Annotated in this window: 14 protein-coding genes and 1 pseudogene; 9 read left to right on the plus strand and 6 right to left on the minus strand. The window is 65.2% G+C overall.

Features of this window, described 5'->3' with window-relative positions; all coding sequences use genetic code 11:
* Positions 1 to 6 precede the first annotated feature (6 nt).
* The 3 genes from XalbCFBP2523_RS10255 to XalbCFBP2523_RS10265 are packed head-to-tail and all read right to left on the minus strand — an operon-like array spanning position 7 to position 1,285.
* Complete coding sequence (locus XalbCFBP2523_RS10255) at positions 7 to 174, minus strand: LiaI-LiaF-like domain-containing protein (protein WP_012915497.1); 168 nt, start codon at positions 172 to 174, stop codon at positions 7 to 9.
* 31 nt (positions 175 to 205) lie between these two features.
* On the minus strand, positions 206 to 613 hold the full coding sequence (locus XalbCFBP2523_RS10260; protein ID WP_045765480.1) for an HIT domain-containing protein: 408 nt from the start codon (positions 611 to 613) through the stop codon (positions 206 to 208).
* A 9-nt stretch (positions 614 to 622) separates the two neighbouring features.
* On the minus strand, positions 623 to 1,285 hold the full coding sequence (locus tag XalbCFBP2523_RS10265) for a dienelactone hydrolase family protein (protein ID WP_045766661.1): 663 nt from the start codon (positions 1,283 to 1,285) through the stop codon (positions 623 to 625).
* Between the two features lie 208 nt (positions 1,286 to 1,493).
* Between XalbCFBP2523_RS10265 and rimO the strand changes: the two are divergent.
* Positions 1,494 to 2,830: pseudogene (gene rimO, locus XalbCFBP2523_RS10270) on the plus strand (30S ribosomal protein S12 methylthiotransferase RimO).
* A gap of 42 nt (positions 2,831 to 2,872) precedes the next feature.
* Here rimO and greB read toward each other — a convergent pair.
* Positions 2,873 to 3,379, minus strand: a complete 507-nt coding sequence (gene greB, locus XalbCFBP2523_RS10275) for a transcription elongation factor GreB (RefSeq protein ID WP_045765481.1) — start codon at positions 3,377 to 3,379, stop codon at positions 2,873 to 2,875.
* Between the two features lie 199 nt (positions 3,380 to 3,578).
* Between greB and XalbCFBP2523_RS10280 the strand changes: the two genes are divergently transcribed.
* Positions 3,579 to 5,186: a transglycosylase SLT domain-containing protein gene (locus XalbCFBP2523_RS10280; protein ID WP_045766662.1), complete on the plus strand. Its 1,608-nt coding sequence runs from the start codon at positions 3,579 to 3,581 to the stop codon at positions 5,184 to 5,186.
* 204 nt (positions 5,187 to 5,390) lie between these two features.
* Here XalbCFBP2523_RS10280 and asd read toward each other — a convergent pair whose 3' ends face one another.
* Positions 5,391 to 6,239: an archaetidylserine decarboxylase gene (gene asd / locus XalbCFBP2523_RS10285; RefSeq protein WP_045765482.1), complete on the minus strand. Its 849-nt coding sequence runs from the start codon at positions 6,237 to 6,239 to the stop codon at positions 5,391 to 5,393.
* Positions 6,236 to 6,886, minus strand: coding sequence for an SCO family protein (locus XalbCFBP2523_RS10290; RefSeq protein WP_045765483.1), 651 nt, complete (start codon positions 6,884 to 6,886; stop codon positions 6,236 to 6,238). Before XalbCFBP2523_RS10290 ends, asd begins: the two co-directional genes overlap by 4 nt.
* 85 nt (positions 6,887 to 6,971) lie before the next feature.
* On the opposite strand from XalbCFBP2523_RS10290, the gene prmB reads away from it, so the two are divergent.
* From prmB to XalbCFBP2523_RS10325, 7 genes are all read left to right on the plus strand, one after another.
* Positions 6,972 to 7,898 carry a 50S ribosomal protein L3 N(5)-glutamine methyltransferase gene (gene prmB / locus XalbCFBP2523_RS10295; protein ID WP_045765484.1) on the plus strand — a complete coding sequence of 309 codons (927 nt, stop codon included), beginning with the start codon at positions 6,972 to 6,974 and terminating at the stop codon, positions 7,896 to 7,898.
* 10 nt (positions 7,899 to 7,908) lie between these two features.
* Entirely contained in the window at positions 7,909 to 9,012 is a 1,104-nt protein-coding gene (aroC, locus tag XalbCFBP2523_RS10300) for a chorismate synthase (RefSeq protein ID WP_012915506.1), read from the plus strand.
* Positions 9,005 to 10,048 (plus strand): 2-hydroxyacid dehydrogenase, encoded by a 1,044-nt coding sequence (locus XalbCFBP2523_RS10305; protein WP_045766663.1) that lies wholly within the window; start codon positions 9,005 to 9,007, stop codon positions 10,046 to 10,048. The genes aroC and XalbCFBP2523_RS10305 overlap by 8 nt, the downstream gene beginning before the upstream one ends.
* A 102-nt stretch (positions 10,049 to 10,150) precedes the next feature.
* The gene (locus XalbCFBP2523_RS10310) at positions 10,151 to 11,176 is read left to right on the plus strand and encodes an aspartate-semialdehyde dehydrogenase (RefSeq protein WP_045764344.1); all 1,026 of its coding nucleotides are present in this window, start codon (positions 10,151 to 10,153) and stop codon (positions 11,174 to 11,176) included.
* Between the two features lie 194 nt (positions 11,177 to 11,370).
* Entirely contained in the window at positions 11,371 to 13,341 is a 1,971-nt protein-coding gene (locus XalbCFBP2523_RS10315; RefSeq protein WP_343251075.1) for a motility hub landmark protein FimV, read from the plus strand.
* Between the two features lie 217 nt (positions 13,342 to 13,558).
* Positions 13,559 to 14,332 (plus strand): tRNA pseudouridine(38-40) synthase TruA, encoded by a 774-nt coding sequence (gene truA, locus XalbCFBP2523_RS10320; protein WP_012915510.1) that lies wholly within the window; start codon positions 13,559 to 13,561, stop codon positions 14,330 to 14,332.
* Positions 14,329 to 14,991, plus strand: coding sequence for a phosphoribosylanthranilate isomerase (locus XalbCFBP2523_RS10325; protein ID WP_012915511.1), 663 nt, complete (start codon positions 14,329 to 14,331; stop codon positions 14,989 to 14,991). The genes truA and XalbCFBP2523_RS10325 overlap by 4 nt, the downstream gene beginning before the upstream one ends.
* The last annotated feature ends 76 nt before the right edge of the window (positions 14,992 to 15,067 follow it).

Here is a 15,067-nt window from a genome sequence, read left to right on the forward strand (position 1 = left end):
CGGCGGTTATTTGCCGCGGCCGAACAACATGCCGACGCCGACCGCGACCAGAATTGCCGGCCACCAGGTCGCGATCAATCGGCCCAGGCTCAGATGGGTCCAGCCCAGGTTGTTGGCCAGGAACACCAGGCCGATCAGGATCAGCACGATGGCGGCGATCGCATTGGATTTCATTGGAGTGCGGCTTCCGCAAATTTAAGGTTGCTTATCGTAGCCGCTGGCGCCAGGCCGCGACACGCGCCTGGAGCAGATCGGCGGGCAGCCGCTGGGCTGGGCCGCTGCCCCACGCCGGTCCGGGCCAGGCCGCATCGCCCGGATGCCGTCCCAAGACATGCACGTGCAATTGCGCCACCACGTTGCCTAGTGCGCCGATATTGAGCTTGCGCACGTCCGGCTCCTGGCGCAGCAACTGCGAGAGCTGATTGATCTCGGCCAATAGCAGGCGCTGCTGGTTGCCGTCCAGGTCGATCCATTCGCTGGCATCGGCTACCCGCGGTACCAGCAGCAGCCACGGGAAGCGGGCATCGTCCATCAGCCGGACTTGCGACAGTGGTCCGTCGGCGACGAACGCACTGTCGGCGTGCAGGCGTGGATCGAGCATGAACTCGGCCATGGCCGTGACTCAACCCAGGTGCTCGGCGAGGAAGGCCAGGCTGCGTTCGCGTGCGCGCTCGGCGCTGTCCGGGTCGTGGTGATGCGGATCGACGTGGCGGTCGAAGCCGTGTCCGGCCGGATACACGAAGGTCTGCATCTGCGGCAGTTTTTCGCGGTGCTGCTGCACCGCTTCGGCGGGGATGCTGTTGTCGTGCGCGCCGAAGTGGAACAGCACCGGCGCCTTCGGCGTCTCGTCCAGAAACTGGGTGTTGCGCCCGCCGTAGTAGCTCACCGAGGGCAGGCCCAAGCGCAGTGCCGCCAGCAGTGCGACGCTACCGCCCCAGCAGTAGCCGAGGGTGCCGACCTTGCCGGCCGGGGCCAGCGTCTGTGCGGCGGCCTGCACGATGTCCAAGGCCCGCTCGAAGCCGAGCGCACCGACCAGCTCCAGGCCCTTGTGCACGCCGTCCTGGTCGTATGTCAGTTGCACGTCTTTCTCGATCGGATCGAACAGCGCCGGCGCCAGCACCGCGTAGCCCTGGGCGGCATAGCGCTCGGCGACTTCGCGGATGTAGGCGGTGACGCCGAAGATTTCCTGGATGATCACCAGCCCGGCGCGCGGGATGCCGTCTGGCTGAGCGTGCCAGGCGGAGACCTGGCCGTGCGCGGTGGAGAGGGTGATCCAGTGGCCCATGGTGCGCTCCTGTGGCGGAAGATGCGGTGGATTATCCATGGCTGCGACCAAGGCGGGGGAACGGGTGAAGGGCTGGGTGCTGGCATGCCGCGCAAGCCACCTTGGCCCGCTATGATCCGCGTGCTTTTTCTTCCCGGCCCCGGAACCCGGCCCCATGTCTCTTGCGAACCCCAAAGTCGGCTTCGTCAGCCTCGGCTGACCGAAGGCCCTGGTCGACTCCGAACGCATCCTCACCCAGTTGCGCGCGGAGGGTTATGCAATCGTGCCCAGCTACGACGCGGCCGATGTGGTGGTGGTCAATACCTGTGGCTTCATCGATGCGGCGGTGACCGAGTCGATGGAGGCGATCGGCGAGGCCATGGCCGAGAACGGCAAGGTGATTGTCACCGGTTGCCTTGGCAAGCGCTCGGAGCAGATTCGCGCGGCGTACCCGGATGTGCTGGCGGTGTCCGGACCGCAGGACTATCAGAGCGTGATGGAGGCGGTGCATGCGGCGCTGCCGCCGCGTCACGATCCGTTCGTGGACCTGCTGCCGCGCGGTCGCGGCAGCAGCGAGGACGACATCGGGGTCAAGCTGACCCCGCGCCATTACGCGTATCTGAAGATCTCCGAAGGCTGCAATCACCGTTGCAGCTTCTGCATCATTCCGTCGATGCGGGGCGATCTGGTGTCGCGCCCGGTCGATGAGGTGTTACGCGAGGCCGAGCGTCTGGTCAAAGGCGGGGTGCGCGAATTGCTGATCGTCTCGCAGGATACCTCTGCTTATGGCGTGGATCTGAAGTACGCAGAGCGTGAGTGGCGCGGTCGCGCCTATCAGACGCGGATGACGGCGCTGTGCGAGGGATTGGCGGAACTGGGCGCATGGACGCGGCTGCATTACGTGTATCCGTATCCGCATGTGGATGACGTGATCCCGTTGATGGCCGAAGGCAAGTTGCTGCCATATCTGGACATCCCGTTTCAACACGCCAGCCCGCGCATTCTCAAACTGATGAAGCGGCCGGGCGCGGTCGAGCGCACACTGGAACGCGTGCAGGCCGGCGCGCGTTGTGCCCGGACATCATCTTGCGCTCGACCTTCATCGTTGGCTTCCCAGGCGAGACCGACGCCGAGTTCGAACAGTTGCTGGAGTTCTTGGACGCCGCCCAACTCGACCGTGTCGGCGCCTTCGCCTACTCGCCAGTGGAAGGCGCCAGTGCCAACGCCTTGCCGGATCCGGTGCCGGAGGCGCTCAAGCAGGAACGGTTGGCGCGCTTCATGGCGCGGCAGGCGGAAATTTCTGCGGCACGCTTGGACGCCAAGATCGGCAGCGTGCAGGAATGCCTGGTGGATTTGCTGGAAGACGGCATTGCGGTGGCGCGTTCCAAGGCCGATGCGCCCGAGATCGATGGCCTTGTGCATATGCAAAATGGCGCCGAAAGCGGCCTCAAACCAGGCGATCTGGTCCAGGTGGAAATCACCGACAGCGACGAACACGATCTGTTCGGCGATGCCTTGCCGGCGCATCAGGCACCGTCGTGGTCGCTGGATTTGCGGGTGCTCTGAGGTCGGTTGGATCGGCACATGCGGCGCGTGGCCCTCGCAGGTTCAAGGCGCGCCGTATTCCACCGCCACCACCACGAAACTGTGGCGGCCACCGGGCAATTGTGCTTCCACCTCGTCGTCGATGCGTTTTTTCAGTAATGCACGCGCCAGTGGCGAATCGATGCTGATCCAGCCGCGCGCGGCGTCGGTCTCGTCCGGGCCGACGATGCGGTAGCGGCGCAGTTCGCCGCTGTTGGCATCCTCCAGTGCGATGCGCGCGCCGAAGAACACCGCCTGCGGGTCCGACGGAGCGTCGGCGACCACGCGCAGCGCTTCCAGGCGTTTGCTCAGGTAGCGCACGCGGCGGTCGATTTCGCCCAATTGCTTTTTGCGGTAGGTGTATTCGGCGTTCTCCGAGCGATCACCCTCGGCGGCGGCGGCGGCCAGCGCCCTGACTACCTCCGGGCGGCGCAGGCGCCACAGCTCGTCCAGTTCGGCCTTGAGCCGGGCATGGCCTTCCGGGGTGATCAGGGCTGTGCTTTTTTCGGCAGGGGGGCGCCAGCGGCTCATCGGGACACAATCACGGTCAAGCGGAGGGCGATGCTAGCGTGTGCGTCGGGCGTGCGCACCCGCGTGCGCTAGGCCAGTGCCGGCCCGGCGGTGGCGATGTGAACGATGTCACCCCGCAAACAGTACCGCCATGGCCGCCGGCTTGCCGCAATGCGATGGTGGGGGCTACTCTGCGGCCTTTCCGTCGCCGCGTTCCGCCATGCCCCTTACGTTCCGCCTCTCCAACGTGTGGTCCGTCGGGGCCGCCATGGCGCTGATCTGTGCCGTCCCCTCTGCCCATGCTGCCCGCGTCTCCGCCCGCGATCAGGCCGCCATTGCCGTTCTCGATCAGCGTCTTGTTGCGGCCGAGAAGCGCTACAACGATGCCATGGTGCTGCTCGGCAACAACGACCCCAAGGGCACTCAGGAGAGCGATGCTGCGCTGCAGGATATCGAGGACGTGATCGAAGCCTGCATCAAGCAGCGCAATTGCCAGGTCGGTACCTACCTGGGTGCATACAAGCGTCTGCTGAAAGCCAAAACCGATGCGCAAGGCGCGGCCAGCGATGCCGATGTCGCCACGGATGACGCACCGCCGTTGCAGGCCGATCCGGATCACATCAGTCCGCTGGCCGCCGACGTGCCGGAGGCGTTACGTGCAGCGCGTCTGCTCAGCGATAAGCGTCATGCTTTCGATTCGATGGTGGAATACAACCCGGCGGTGCAGGCCGGTATCCGCCGCTGGCTCACCGACATGCGCCCTGCGCTGATGAGTAGTTATGAGAACTACGAGAACCTGCGCGCGGTCATGTGGCCGGAATGGGAGAAGCGCAACCTGCCCGAGGCGCTGCTGTTCGGCATTATCGCCAAGGAGTCCAACGGTCGCGTGCATGCCAGTTCGCGCGTGGGTGCTGCCGGGTTGATGCAATTCATGCCGGCAACCGGACGCCGTTTCGGTCTGGGGCCAGATGGCACCGGCTTCGATACCCGTTACGACGCGCGTAGCGCCGCCGAGGCCAGCGCCACCTACATCAATGAGCGCATGGCCGAACTCAATCGCAACGTCGAACTGGCGCTGGCCGGTTATAACGGCGGCGAAGGCCGCGCTGCACGGGTGTTCAACCAGATGCAGGGGAATAGTTTTTGGGATGCGGCGGTTTACAACCAGTTTCCGCCAGAGACCAAGGATTATGTGCCGATGGTGATCGCCGCTGCGTGGATCTTTATGCATCCGCAGCAATACGGCGTGGCGTTCCCCAAGGTCAATGCGCAACCGGCCATCCTGCGTCTGGTCAAGACCACCACCATCTACGAGCTGACTATCTGCCTGGGCAGCGATGGCACGCGCGATGGCTACATGCGTGTGTTGCGCAATCTCAACCCGCGCTACGAGCCCGATGGCTGGATTCCAGCCGGGGTGGCTCTCAACGCCACCACCAAGATCGTCGGCTTGTACAGCCGTTACTGCGTGAGTGGCCCGCGCGCCGATCTGGCCCGCGCGCTGATCACCGCCGACGTCAATGCCGCCGTGCGCAGCGGCCGCGGTGCGCCGGCTGCCGATTTCACCGGTAATGTTGCAGTGGGCGATGTCAGGCAGGTTGCTGGTGTGCGGACCACGGTTGCCACCGGTCATCCGGCCTCGGTCAAGCCCAAAGAGAAGCAAAAGCCGGTGCGAAGCTACCGCGTCGCCAAGGGCGACACGTTGGGCAAGATCGCCGACCATCACGACTGCGACGTCAAGGAGCTTGCCAAGGCCAACGGTTTGCGCGCGCCTAGCTATGCGGTGAAGCCGGGGCAGTCGTTGAAACTGTCCGGCTGTGAAAAATAGTCGCTGAAAATGGCCGTTGACGTGGATGCCGCTGGCTGGGGACGCACGCTAACGCGTGTGCCAGGCGGCTGGCAGCAATTGCCTTTTCGAGTGCCTCGTTCGGCACATGGCGGTGAGGCGGCAGTCTCGGGCGATTTGCTTCGATGCTATGTGGGTGAGGTGGATTTCTCGACGTAGCATCAGGCGGTTTATCGCTGCCGCCCGTCAGCCGTGCAGTCGCCGTGCCAGCGCTTGGCCGAGCCGCACCGGTGATTCCGCTTTCAGCGTCGGGTCGAACGCGGCTACGCCGGGCGGGAGCAGCACGATGACCGTAGAGCCATAGTTGAAGCGCGCCATCTCCTCGAATCGTTGCACTTTGATTCCCTTGCCCCGCCAGTCCTTGCGGGTGATGCGGTTTGCGTAGCGCGGGATCTCCACGCCGCTCCACACCGTTTCCACGCCCGACACCAATAGCGCGCCGACCATGACCGAGACCATCGGCCCGAAGTCGGTATCGAAATGGCAGACCAAGCGCTCGTTGCGCGCGAACAGCCGCGGTACGCTGCGCACCGCATCGGTGCCGACGCTGAACAACCGCCCCGGCACGTGCACGGTCTCGCGCAGGGTGCCGGTCCAGGGCATGTGCACGCGGTGGTAGTCGCGTGGCGACAGGTACACGGTGGCATACAAGCCATTGGCGAAGGGTGTTGCTGCCGCAGCGTCGCCGAGTAATTCCGCAGCGGTGAACGACTGGCCTTTGGCCTGAAAAATGCGCCCATCCTCGATCTGGCCGAGTTGACTGATGCGGCCGTCCGCCGGCATCAGCAGCGCCTGTGGATTGGCATCGGCGACACGTGCGCCGGGCTTCAGCGCGCGGGTGAAAAAGGCGTTGAAGGTGGGGTAGGCGCGCGCATCGGGCTGCGCGGCCTCGCTCAGGTCCACGTCGAAGCGGCGCACCACGGTGTCGATCAGCCATTGTTTCAGCGTTGGTTGCGACGAATAGGCCAGGCGCCGCGCCAGCGACGACAGCAGCCGGTGCGGCAGCACGTAAGTCAATCGGGTTATGAGGCTCATGGCGTGGTGGTCTTGGTCAGCGCTTGCAGATCGGCGGCGATCGCCGCCGCGTCGAACGGTGGGCGGATCAATCCAGCCTGCCGGCCCTGCGGATCGAGCACCGCGATCGCGGCGGAGTGGTCCATGCTGTAATCGTTGGGATTCTGCGCGAAATGCGTGCCGGGTACTTTTTGGAACACGAAGCCCAGCGCGGTGGCGAAGCGTTCCAGTTCGGGCATGTCGGCGGTGGCAGCGAGGGTGTCCTTGTGGAAGGCGCGCACGTACTGGCCCAGCCGCGCCAGCGTATCGCGCTGCGGATCGACCGAGACGAACAGCACCCGTGGGCGCAGGTTGTCCGGAATCGTCTGCCATTGCGCCTGCGCGCGGGCCAGGGTGGCCAGGGTGGTGGGGCACACATCCGGACAGGCGGTGAAACCGAGGAACACCAGCGTCCAATGGCCCTTGAGCGCGCTTGGCGTCAGCGCGCTGCCATCGGATTGGCGCAGATGGACGTCGGGCAGGGCGCGCGGTTGTGGGTACAGGCGCACGGTGCGGGTTTCCGGCCAGGCCGGGACAGGACTGCCGATGAAGAACCTCTGCGCCAGCAGCAACCCCAGGCCCGCGGCCAGGGCAACCACCAGGACGATGCCGAAGGTGCGGTTGAACATACGAATGCTGATTTCCCATGCAACGAACGCTCATCATAGCGTTCTGGCCTCTATAATCGGGGTCCGAATCGCCTTGCTTGTTGCCATGACTGCCGACGCGGCTGCCGAACTCCACACGCTCATCGACCTGATCCGCTACGGCACCAGCCGTTTCAACGCCGCCGAGTTGAGCTTCGGTCACAGCTACGACAACGCGCTGGACGAAGCCACGCATCTGGTGCTGAACGCGCTGCATCTGCCGCACGATCTGGGGCCGGCCTACGGCAGCGCGCGGGTCACCACGCCGGAGAAGGCGCAGGTGCTGGCGCTGTTCGAGCGCCGCATCGCCGAGCGCATCCCGGCCGCCTACCTGACCGGCGAAGCCTGGTTCGCCGGGCTGAGTTTCAAGAGCGATGCGCGCGCGCTGGTGCCGCGTTCTCCGATCGCCGAGCTGATCGAGGCCGGTTTCGAGCCGTGGCTGGCCGGGCGTAGGGTGAGCCGCGCGCTGGACTTGTGCACCGGCTCGGGTTGCATCGCCATCGCGATGGGCCATTACAACCCGAACTGGCAGGTGGATGCGGTCGACATCAGCGACGAGGCACTGGCGCTGGCCGCGGAAAACAAACAGCGCTTGCTGGCCGACAATGTCGCGCTGGTCAAGTCCGATCTGTTCGCCGGGCTGGGCGGGCGCCGCTACGAATTGATTGTCACCAATCCGCCTTACGTCACCCATGCCGAAACCGACGCATTGCCGCCGGAGTACGCGCACGAGCCGGAACTGGGCCTGCGTGCCGGCGAGGATGGCCTGGATCTGGCGCTCAAGATCCTGCGCGACGCGCCGGCGCACCTGAGCGAGGATGGGCTGTTGATCTGCGAAGTCGGCGAATCCGAGCGCGTGCTGGTGCAGTTGCTGCCGGAGGTGGACTTCGCCTGGATCGAGTTCAAGGTCGGGCAGATGGGTATTTTCGCGGTGGAGCGCAGCGCGTTGGTCGCGCACCACGCGCGCATCGCCGCGCTGGCCGCGCATCGGTGATGCCACAGTCATGAGCGCGAACAGCTTCGGTACCCTGTTGACCGTGACCACCTTCGGTGAATCGCACGGGCCGGCGATCGGCTGCGTGGTCGATGGTTGTCCGCCCGGGTTGGAACTGGATGCCAGCGAATTTACCCACGATCTGCAACGTCGTGCCAGCGGTAAGAGCCGGCATACCTCGGCACGGCGCGAGGCCGATGAGATCGAAATTCTGTCCGGTGTCTACGAGGGACGCACCACCGGCACCCCGATCGGTCTGCTGATCCGCAACACCGACCATCGCAGCAAGGACTACACGCACATCGGGCGCCAGTTCCGTCCGGGGCATGCGGACTACAGCTACTGGCAAAAATATGGCATCCGCGATCCACGCGGCGGCGGCCGCTCTTCGGCACGCGAAACCACGATGCGCGTGGCCGCAGGCGTGATCGCGAAGAAGTGGCTGGCACAGCGCTACGGCGTGCGCGTGCGCGGGTATCTGGCCCAGTTGGGAGAGCTGCTGCCGCAGGGCTTTGCCTGGGACGCGGTGGAGGGCAACGATTTCTTCTGGCCGCACGCCCCGCAGGTGCCGGCGCTGGAGGCGTACATGGATGCGCTGCGCAAGTCCGGCGATTCGATCGGCGCGCGGATCGCTGTGGTCGCCGATGGCGTGCCGCCGGGCTGGGGCGAGCCGATTTACGGCAAGCTTGATGGCGAATTGGCCGGCGCGTTCATGAGCATCAATGCGGTCAAGGGGGTGGAGATCGGTGACGGCTTCGCGGTGGTGACCCAGAAGGGCACCGAGCATCGCGATCTGATCGCACCGGAGGGTTTCCAATCCAATCATGCCGGCGGCGTGCTGGGCGGCATCGCCACTGGCCAGCCGATCGTGGCGTCGTTGGCGTTCAAGCCCACGTCCAGTTTGCGTTTGCCCGGCGCCACAGTGGATGTGGACGGGCAGACGGTGGACGTCATCACCACCGGCCGTCACGATCCCTGTGTCGGCATCCGCGCCACGCCGATCGCCGAGGCGATGATGGCGCTGGTGCTGATGGATCAGGCGCTGCGTCACCGCGCGCAGTGCGGCGATGTCGGCGTGGTCGGGCCGCGCATTCCCGGCGCTGGCGATGGCTGACCCGCGTCCGCGGGTGTGGGTCAGCCAGCCGCTGTTCGACGATGTCGTCGCACGGCTGGACGCGCATTGCGTGCTGACCACCACCACGACGGTGACCGCGTACACCCCGGCGCAACTGGCCGCGGCACTGGCGCCGCTGGATGGCGCACTGGTCACCCTCAATGAGCGCATCGGTGCCGCCGAGATCGCCGACGCACCGCGCTTGCGCGCCATCGCCAACGTTGGCGTGGGCTACAACAACCTGGACCTGGACGCGCTCAGCGCGGCCGGCATCGTCGCCACCAATACCCCCGATGTGCTCACCGAAACCACCGCCGATCTCGGCTTCGCGCTGCTGATGGCCGCGGCGCGGCGGATCACCGAGGCCGAGCGCTGGTTGCGCGAGGGGCACTGGGGGCAATGGTCGTTCCAGACCATGCTCGGCGCCGATCTCCATGGCAGCACCCTCGGCATCCTCGGCATGGGCCGCATTGGCCAGGCCATCGCGCGCCGCGCCGCCGGCTTCTCGATGCGCGTGCTCTACCACAACCGCCGCCGCCTGCCGGAGCCGTTGGAACACGCGCATCGCGCCGAGTACGTCGGCTTTGACGCGCTGCTAGCGCGTGCCGACCACCTGCTGCTGGTATTGCCATACAGCGTGCAGTCGCACCACATTGTCGATGCCACCGCGTTAGCCAAAATGAAGCCGACTGCGACCTTGGTGAACATCGCGCGCGGTGGTCTGGTCGATGAGCTGGCGTTGGCCGATGCCTTGGCGCAGGGGCGTCTGGCCGCAGCTGGACTGGATGTGTTCGAAGGCGAGCCGACGGTGCGCCCGGAGTTGCTGGCGCTGCGCAATGTGGTGCTGACCCCGCATATCGGCAGCGCCAGCGCGGTGACCCGTCGCGCGATGGTGGCGCTGGCGGTAGACAATTTGCTCGCCGCGTTGGGCATCGGTGCCAACGCGGGACGTCCGCCCAATGCATTGAACCTGGATGCGATCGCGACTGCGGTTTCGGTCGACGCAGCGTCTGCGATAGTGGACAAAAAACGATAGGGAACCTGCGGCGGTCCGTGCGATGCGCATGGCAGGTTCCGCGAATCCTTCTGACAGTACGGCGGTTTTTTCTCAACTTTTTCCTGTGAATCCAACACCTCCATGAGCAACCCAACTCGTCGTTTCAATGTCGCTGTCGTCGGCGCCACCGGTGCTGTCGGCGACACCATGCTGAGTATCCTCGCCGAGCGCGATTTCCCTGTGGCCACGTTGTTCCCGCTGGCGTCCGAGCGCTCCGCCGGCGGCCAGATCGAGTTCAAGGGCCAGAAGGTCACGGTGCTCGACCTGGCAACCTTCGATCCCACTGGCGTGGACATCGCGCTGTTCTCCGCCGGCGGCGATATCTCCAAGCAATACGCGCCGAAATTCGCTGCGGCCGGTGCGGTGGTGATCGATAATTCCTCGGCTTTCCGCTACGACGACGATGTGCCGCTGGTGGTGTCGGAAGTGAATCCGGACGCGCTCAAGCAACGCCCGCGCGGCATCGTCGCCAACCCCAACTGCTCGACCATGCAAATGATGGTGGCGCTGGCGCCGCTGCACCGCGCATTCAACATCGAGCGCATCAACGTGGCCACTTACCAATCGGTCTCCGGCGCCGGCCGTTCGGGCATGGAAGAGTTGGGCAAGCAGACCGCGCAGTTGCTGGCCTTCCAGGACATCGAGCCGCAGAAATTCCAGGCGCAGATCGCCTTCAACCTGATCCCGCATATCGATGAGTTCCTGGACAACGGCTTCACCAAGGAAGAGATGAAGCTGGTCTGGGAGACGCGCAAGATCCTCGGTGACGACAGCATTCAAGTGAATCCGACCGCGGTACGTGTGCCGGTGTTCTATGGTCACTCCGAAGCGGTGGCGATCGAAACCACGCGCAAGGTCACGCTGGAGCAGGCGCGTGCGTTGCTGGCCGCCGCGCCGGGTGTGGAGGTGGTCGACGAGCGCAAACCCGGTGGTTACCCGACACCGGTGACCCATGCCTCCGGCAAGGATGCGGTCTACGTCGGGCGCATCCGCGAGGATATTTCGCATCCGCGCGGCCTCAATCTGTGGATCGTTTCCGACAACATCCGCAAGGGCGCTGCGCTCAACGCGGTGCAGTTGGCGGAGTTGGTGGCGCAAGAGAACTAAATGCCTGGGGGCGCACTCGGATTTGATCGTTTGCGTGCCCGCAGGGTGTGTCCGTTGAGATGACGTATTACCAAGGTCAGGGCATCGGTCCTGGCCTTGCGTCTTTTCGGGTCTGGAGCCCCGCGTCCCGGCTTTCATATATATTTGCTCCCATGACACCAACGGGCAATGACGGGATGCGCCGAGGACTACGCTTGTTGTATTCCCGCCTTGTCGGCGGCGATGCGTCGATCGCGCTTGGTGCCGGTCGTGCCTGGTGGGCGCTGTGCGCGCTGCTGTTGCTGACATGCAGCCAGGCGGCGTTTGCGCTGGGTCTTGGCGATATCCGCGTGTTGTCCAGGCCAGGCGAACCATTTCTGGCCGAGATCCCGGTGATCTCCAATCAGCCGGGCGAACTCGAGCAAGCGCAGGTGGCGCTGGCCTCGCCGGCAACCTTCGCGCGAGTCGGCCTGGAGCGTCCGCAAGGTTTGGTCAGCGAGCTGCAGTTCCGTTTCGCGCAGACCAAACAGGGGCGCGCGGTGATCCGTGTCAGTAGCCGCACGCCGGTCGCGGCGCCGTCGTTGAACTTTCTGATCGAGGTCGATTGGGGGCAGGGCCGGTTGGTCAGGGAATATTCCGCGTTAATTGACACGCCTAACACCGCCCCGGTGGTCGATGCGCCGGCAATCAAGGCTCCGGTTGCAGCGCCGTCCGATCGCATTACCCGCCACGCATCCTCATCGGTGCCGCCGTCGGCGGGGGCGGCTGCTCAGGCGCCGGCACAGGCGAACCGGGCGGTGGCGCCAGCTGCCGTGCCAGTGGCCGCGTCTGGCGACGCGCTGGCGCCGGTGCGTGCCGGGCAAACTTTGTCGCAGATTGCCGGGCAACTGGCGCGGGGAAATGGCCATTCGCTTGACCAGACCATGGTCGCTTTGCTGCGCGCGAACCCGGACGCCTTCATTCGTGGCAATCTCAACCTGCTCAAGCGGGGCGCCGTGTTGCGTATGCCGCGTCAGGAAGATCTGGCTAGCCTGGATGCCGCCGCAGCGGCCGCGTTGGTGCGCGAGCAGGCCGCACAGTGGCGCGATGTTCGGGCATCGGTGCCGCAGCCTGCGCAGGCGCAGCAGGGCCGCGCGGCGTCAGCGACCAAGCCAGTCGCCGCGACGTCTACCGCCGCGTCCGGCGCACACCTTGAAATCGCGCCGGCAGTACCGGCGTCGCGCCGTGGGGCGGGAGCTAAGTCCGGCACTGGTGCTGGCAATGAAGGAGACATAGTGGCGACGCAACAATTGCAGCAGGCGCGCGAAGATCTCGCAGTGCGCGATGCCGAGGTTCAGGAACTGCGTTCGCGGGTCGAACAACTGGAAAAGCTCAAGACGCGGCAGCAGCAACTGCTCGCGCTCAAGGACAGTGACCTGGCTGTGGCGCAGAAGCGTCTGGCGCAAGCCGGACAGGCGCAGCCGGTACCTGTCCAGGGAGCGGCTGGGTCGTCGCTGTGGCTATGGGCTGGATTGAGTCTGTTGGTATTGTGCGTTGGCGCTTGGTGGCTTTCGCGCCGGCGTAAGCCCTCACCGTTGCCGCCCTTGTCGGAATACGACGACGAAGCGGTGGCGCTGACGGCATCGGCACCTGTGGTCGCGCACCACGAGGTGGATGCACTGGAACTGCCGCCGCTGGATCATGTCGAGGGTATCGAATCGCACGGTTCCTTAGGCCTGCACGAGCCGAGTCCGGCTCCGGTTGCAGACGATCACCACCGCGCACAGCAAGAAGATGCCATGGATGCATTCGAGCGCGAGATGGCGCAACACGCGTATCGGCACGATGCGGTGGAGCCTGCGCCGTTTGCGCCGCCTATCGATCTCCATCGCGCCGATGCTGCTACTGCGCTCGAGCCGGTATCGGCGCAAACGCCGCTGCCCGCTGCCGAGGCGCCTTGGTCCCCGTCGCCCGCGCCGACCGCAGTCGGCCGGCAGGAACCGACCTGGCATCCGCCCGAGGCGCCGGTGGTCGCTGTGCCGGAATCGCCGTATCCGCCGGTCGGTCGCGAGCGACTGGAATTGGCGGTGGCATACATGGATCTGGGCGATCACGAGACTGCGCGCACTTTGCTGATCGAGGTGGCCGCCAACGGCGATCCCACCGCGCAAACGGAAGCTCGGCAGTTGCTGGAGCGTCTGGGTTGATGCATGCAGACGGCGCGCGGCGCCGTCCTGATGACATCGGGACGGTGGCAATGCGCTCATTTTTTTGTATGCCGGCTAGCGGCTTGCGTCATTCCGTGGCGAGACGGCAGCTTGCCGCTGTCGTTGGTGTGGATCCGGATGGCTTGGTTGGGCCGGTCCATGTGCGATGCGCGTCGACAGCGTTCGGCGATTGGCCAGCGTTGGCAGGGAGGCCGCCATGCGCTACGCGTTAGGCGTGGAATACGACGGCAGTGCGTTCCAGGGGTGGCAGCAACTTGGCGAATCCGGTGGCCCGAGCGTCCAGGCGACGCTGCAGGGGGCACTGTCGTCTGTGGCCGATGTACCGGTGAGTGTGGTGTGCGCCGGTCGTACCGATGCCGGTGTGCATGGCGAGTGCCAGGTTGTGCATTTCGATTGCGCTGCGCTGCGGCCCCCACGTGGCTGGATGTTGGGTGCTACGGCGCGCTTACCGCCTTCGGTGTGCGTGCGCTGGTGCGTGCCGGTCGCAGACGATTTCCATGCGCGGTTTTCCGCGCGTGCGCGTCGTTACCGCTACCGTCTGCTCAACCGCCAGGTGCGTCCAGCCTTGTACCGGCAGACGCTGAGCTGGGAGCGGCGGCCACTGCAGGTCGAGGCGATGCATATCGCCGCGCAGGCGTTGCTGGGCGAGCAAGACTTCAGCGCGTTCCGCAGCGTACAGTGTCAGGCACTGCATGCGCGTCGCGAATTGCAGTCGATCGTGGTCACTCGCAACGGTGAACTCGTCGAGTTCCAGCTCCAGGCCAATGCATTCCTTCATCACATGGTGCGCAATATCGTTGGGTCGCTTGTCATGGTCGGAACGGGCGAAAAGCCGGTGTCCTGGATTGGCGAACTTCTATCCGGACGCAATCGCCGTATCGCCGGTCCGACCGCGTCGCCGCAGGGGCTGGTCTTCGTCGGTCCCCTCTATCCCGCCCATTGGACGCTTCCGGATGAGGTCACCCTATGAATCGAACCTTATATCGCACTCGCATCAAGTTCTGCGGCATGACCCGTGCCGGCGACATCCGCCTTGCAGGCGAATTGGGCGTGGATTCGGTCGGGTTTGTGTTCGCCCATGGGAGTTCGCGGCGTGTCGCGCCGACCGAGGCGCGGGCGATGCGCCAGGCGGCTGCGCCGATGGTGGATGTTGTTGCACTTTTTCGCGACAACACCAAGGATGAGGTGCGCGAGGTGCTGCGCACGCTACGTCCGACTCTGTTGCAGTTCCACGGCGTTGAAGACGATGGTTTTTGCCGCAGTTTCAACCTGCCGTACTTGAAAGCGGTGCCGATGGGTGGCGGCGAGTTCAATGCGCGCACGCTGCAGTTGCAGTTTCCCAACGCTGCCGGGTTTCTGTTCGACAGCCATGCCCCCGGCGAAAGCGGCGGGTCGGGCAAGACATTCGATTGGGCGCGGCTGCCGACCGGGCTGCATCGGCCGTTGCTGCTCGCTGGTGGCATTACCGGCGACAACGTCTTCGATGCGATCGTCTCCACGTTGCCGTGGGGTGTAGATGTCTCCAGTGGTATCGAAAGTCAGCCCGGGATCAAGGACGGGAACAAGATGCGCCGTTTCGTCGAGGAGGTCCGCCGCGCCGACTGCTACGAATTGGCTCAGAGTCGCTGAGTGCGACAGCGTCCGCCGCGTGACGCGGCGGACGCGTCACGCGGCCGCTTGGTTCGCGTCGTAAATTTGCAGTGCG

Source organism: Xanthomonas albilineans, assembly GCF_002939705.1.
Taxonomy (GTDB): Bacteria; Pseudomonadota; Gammaproteobacteria; order Xanthomonadales; family Xanthomonadaceae; genus Xanthomonas_A; species Xanthomonas_A albilineans.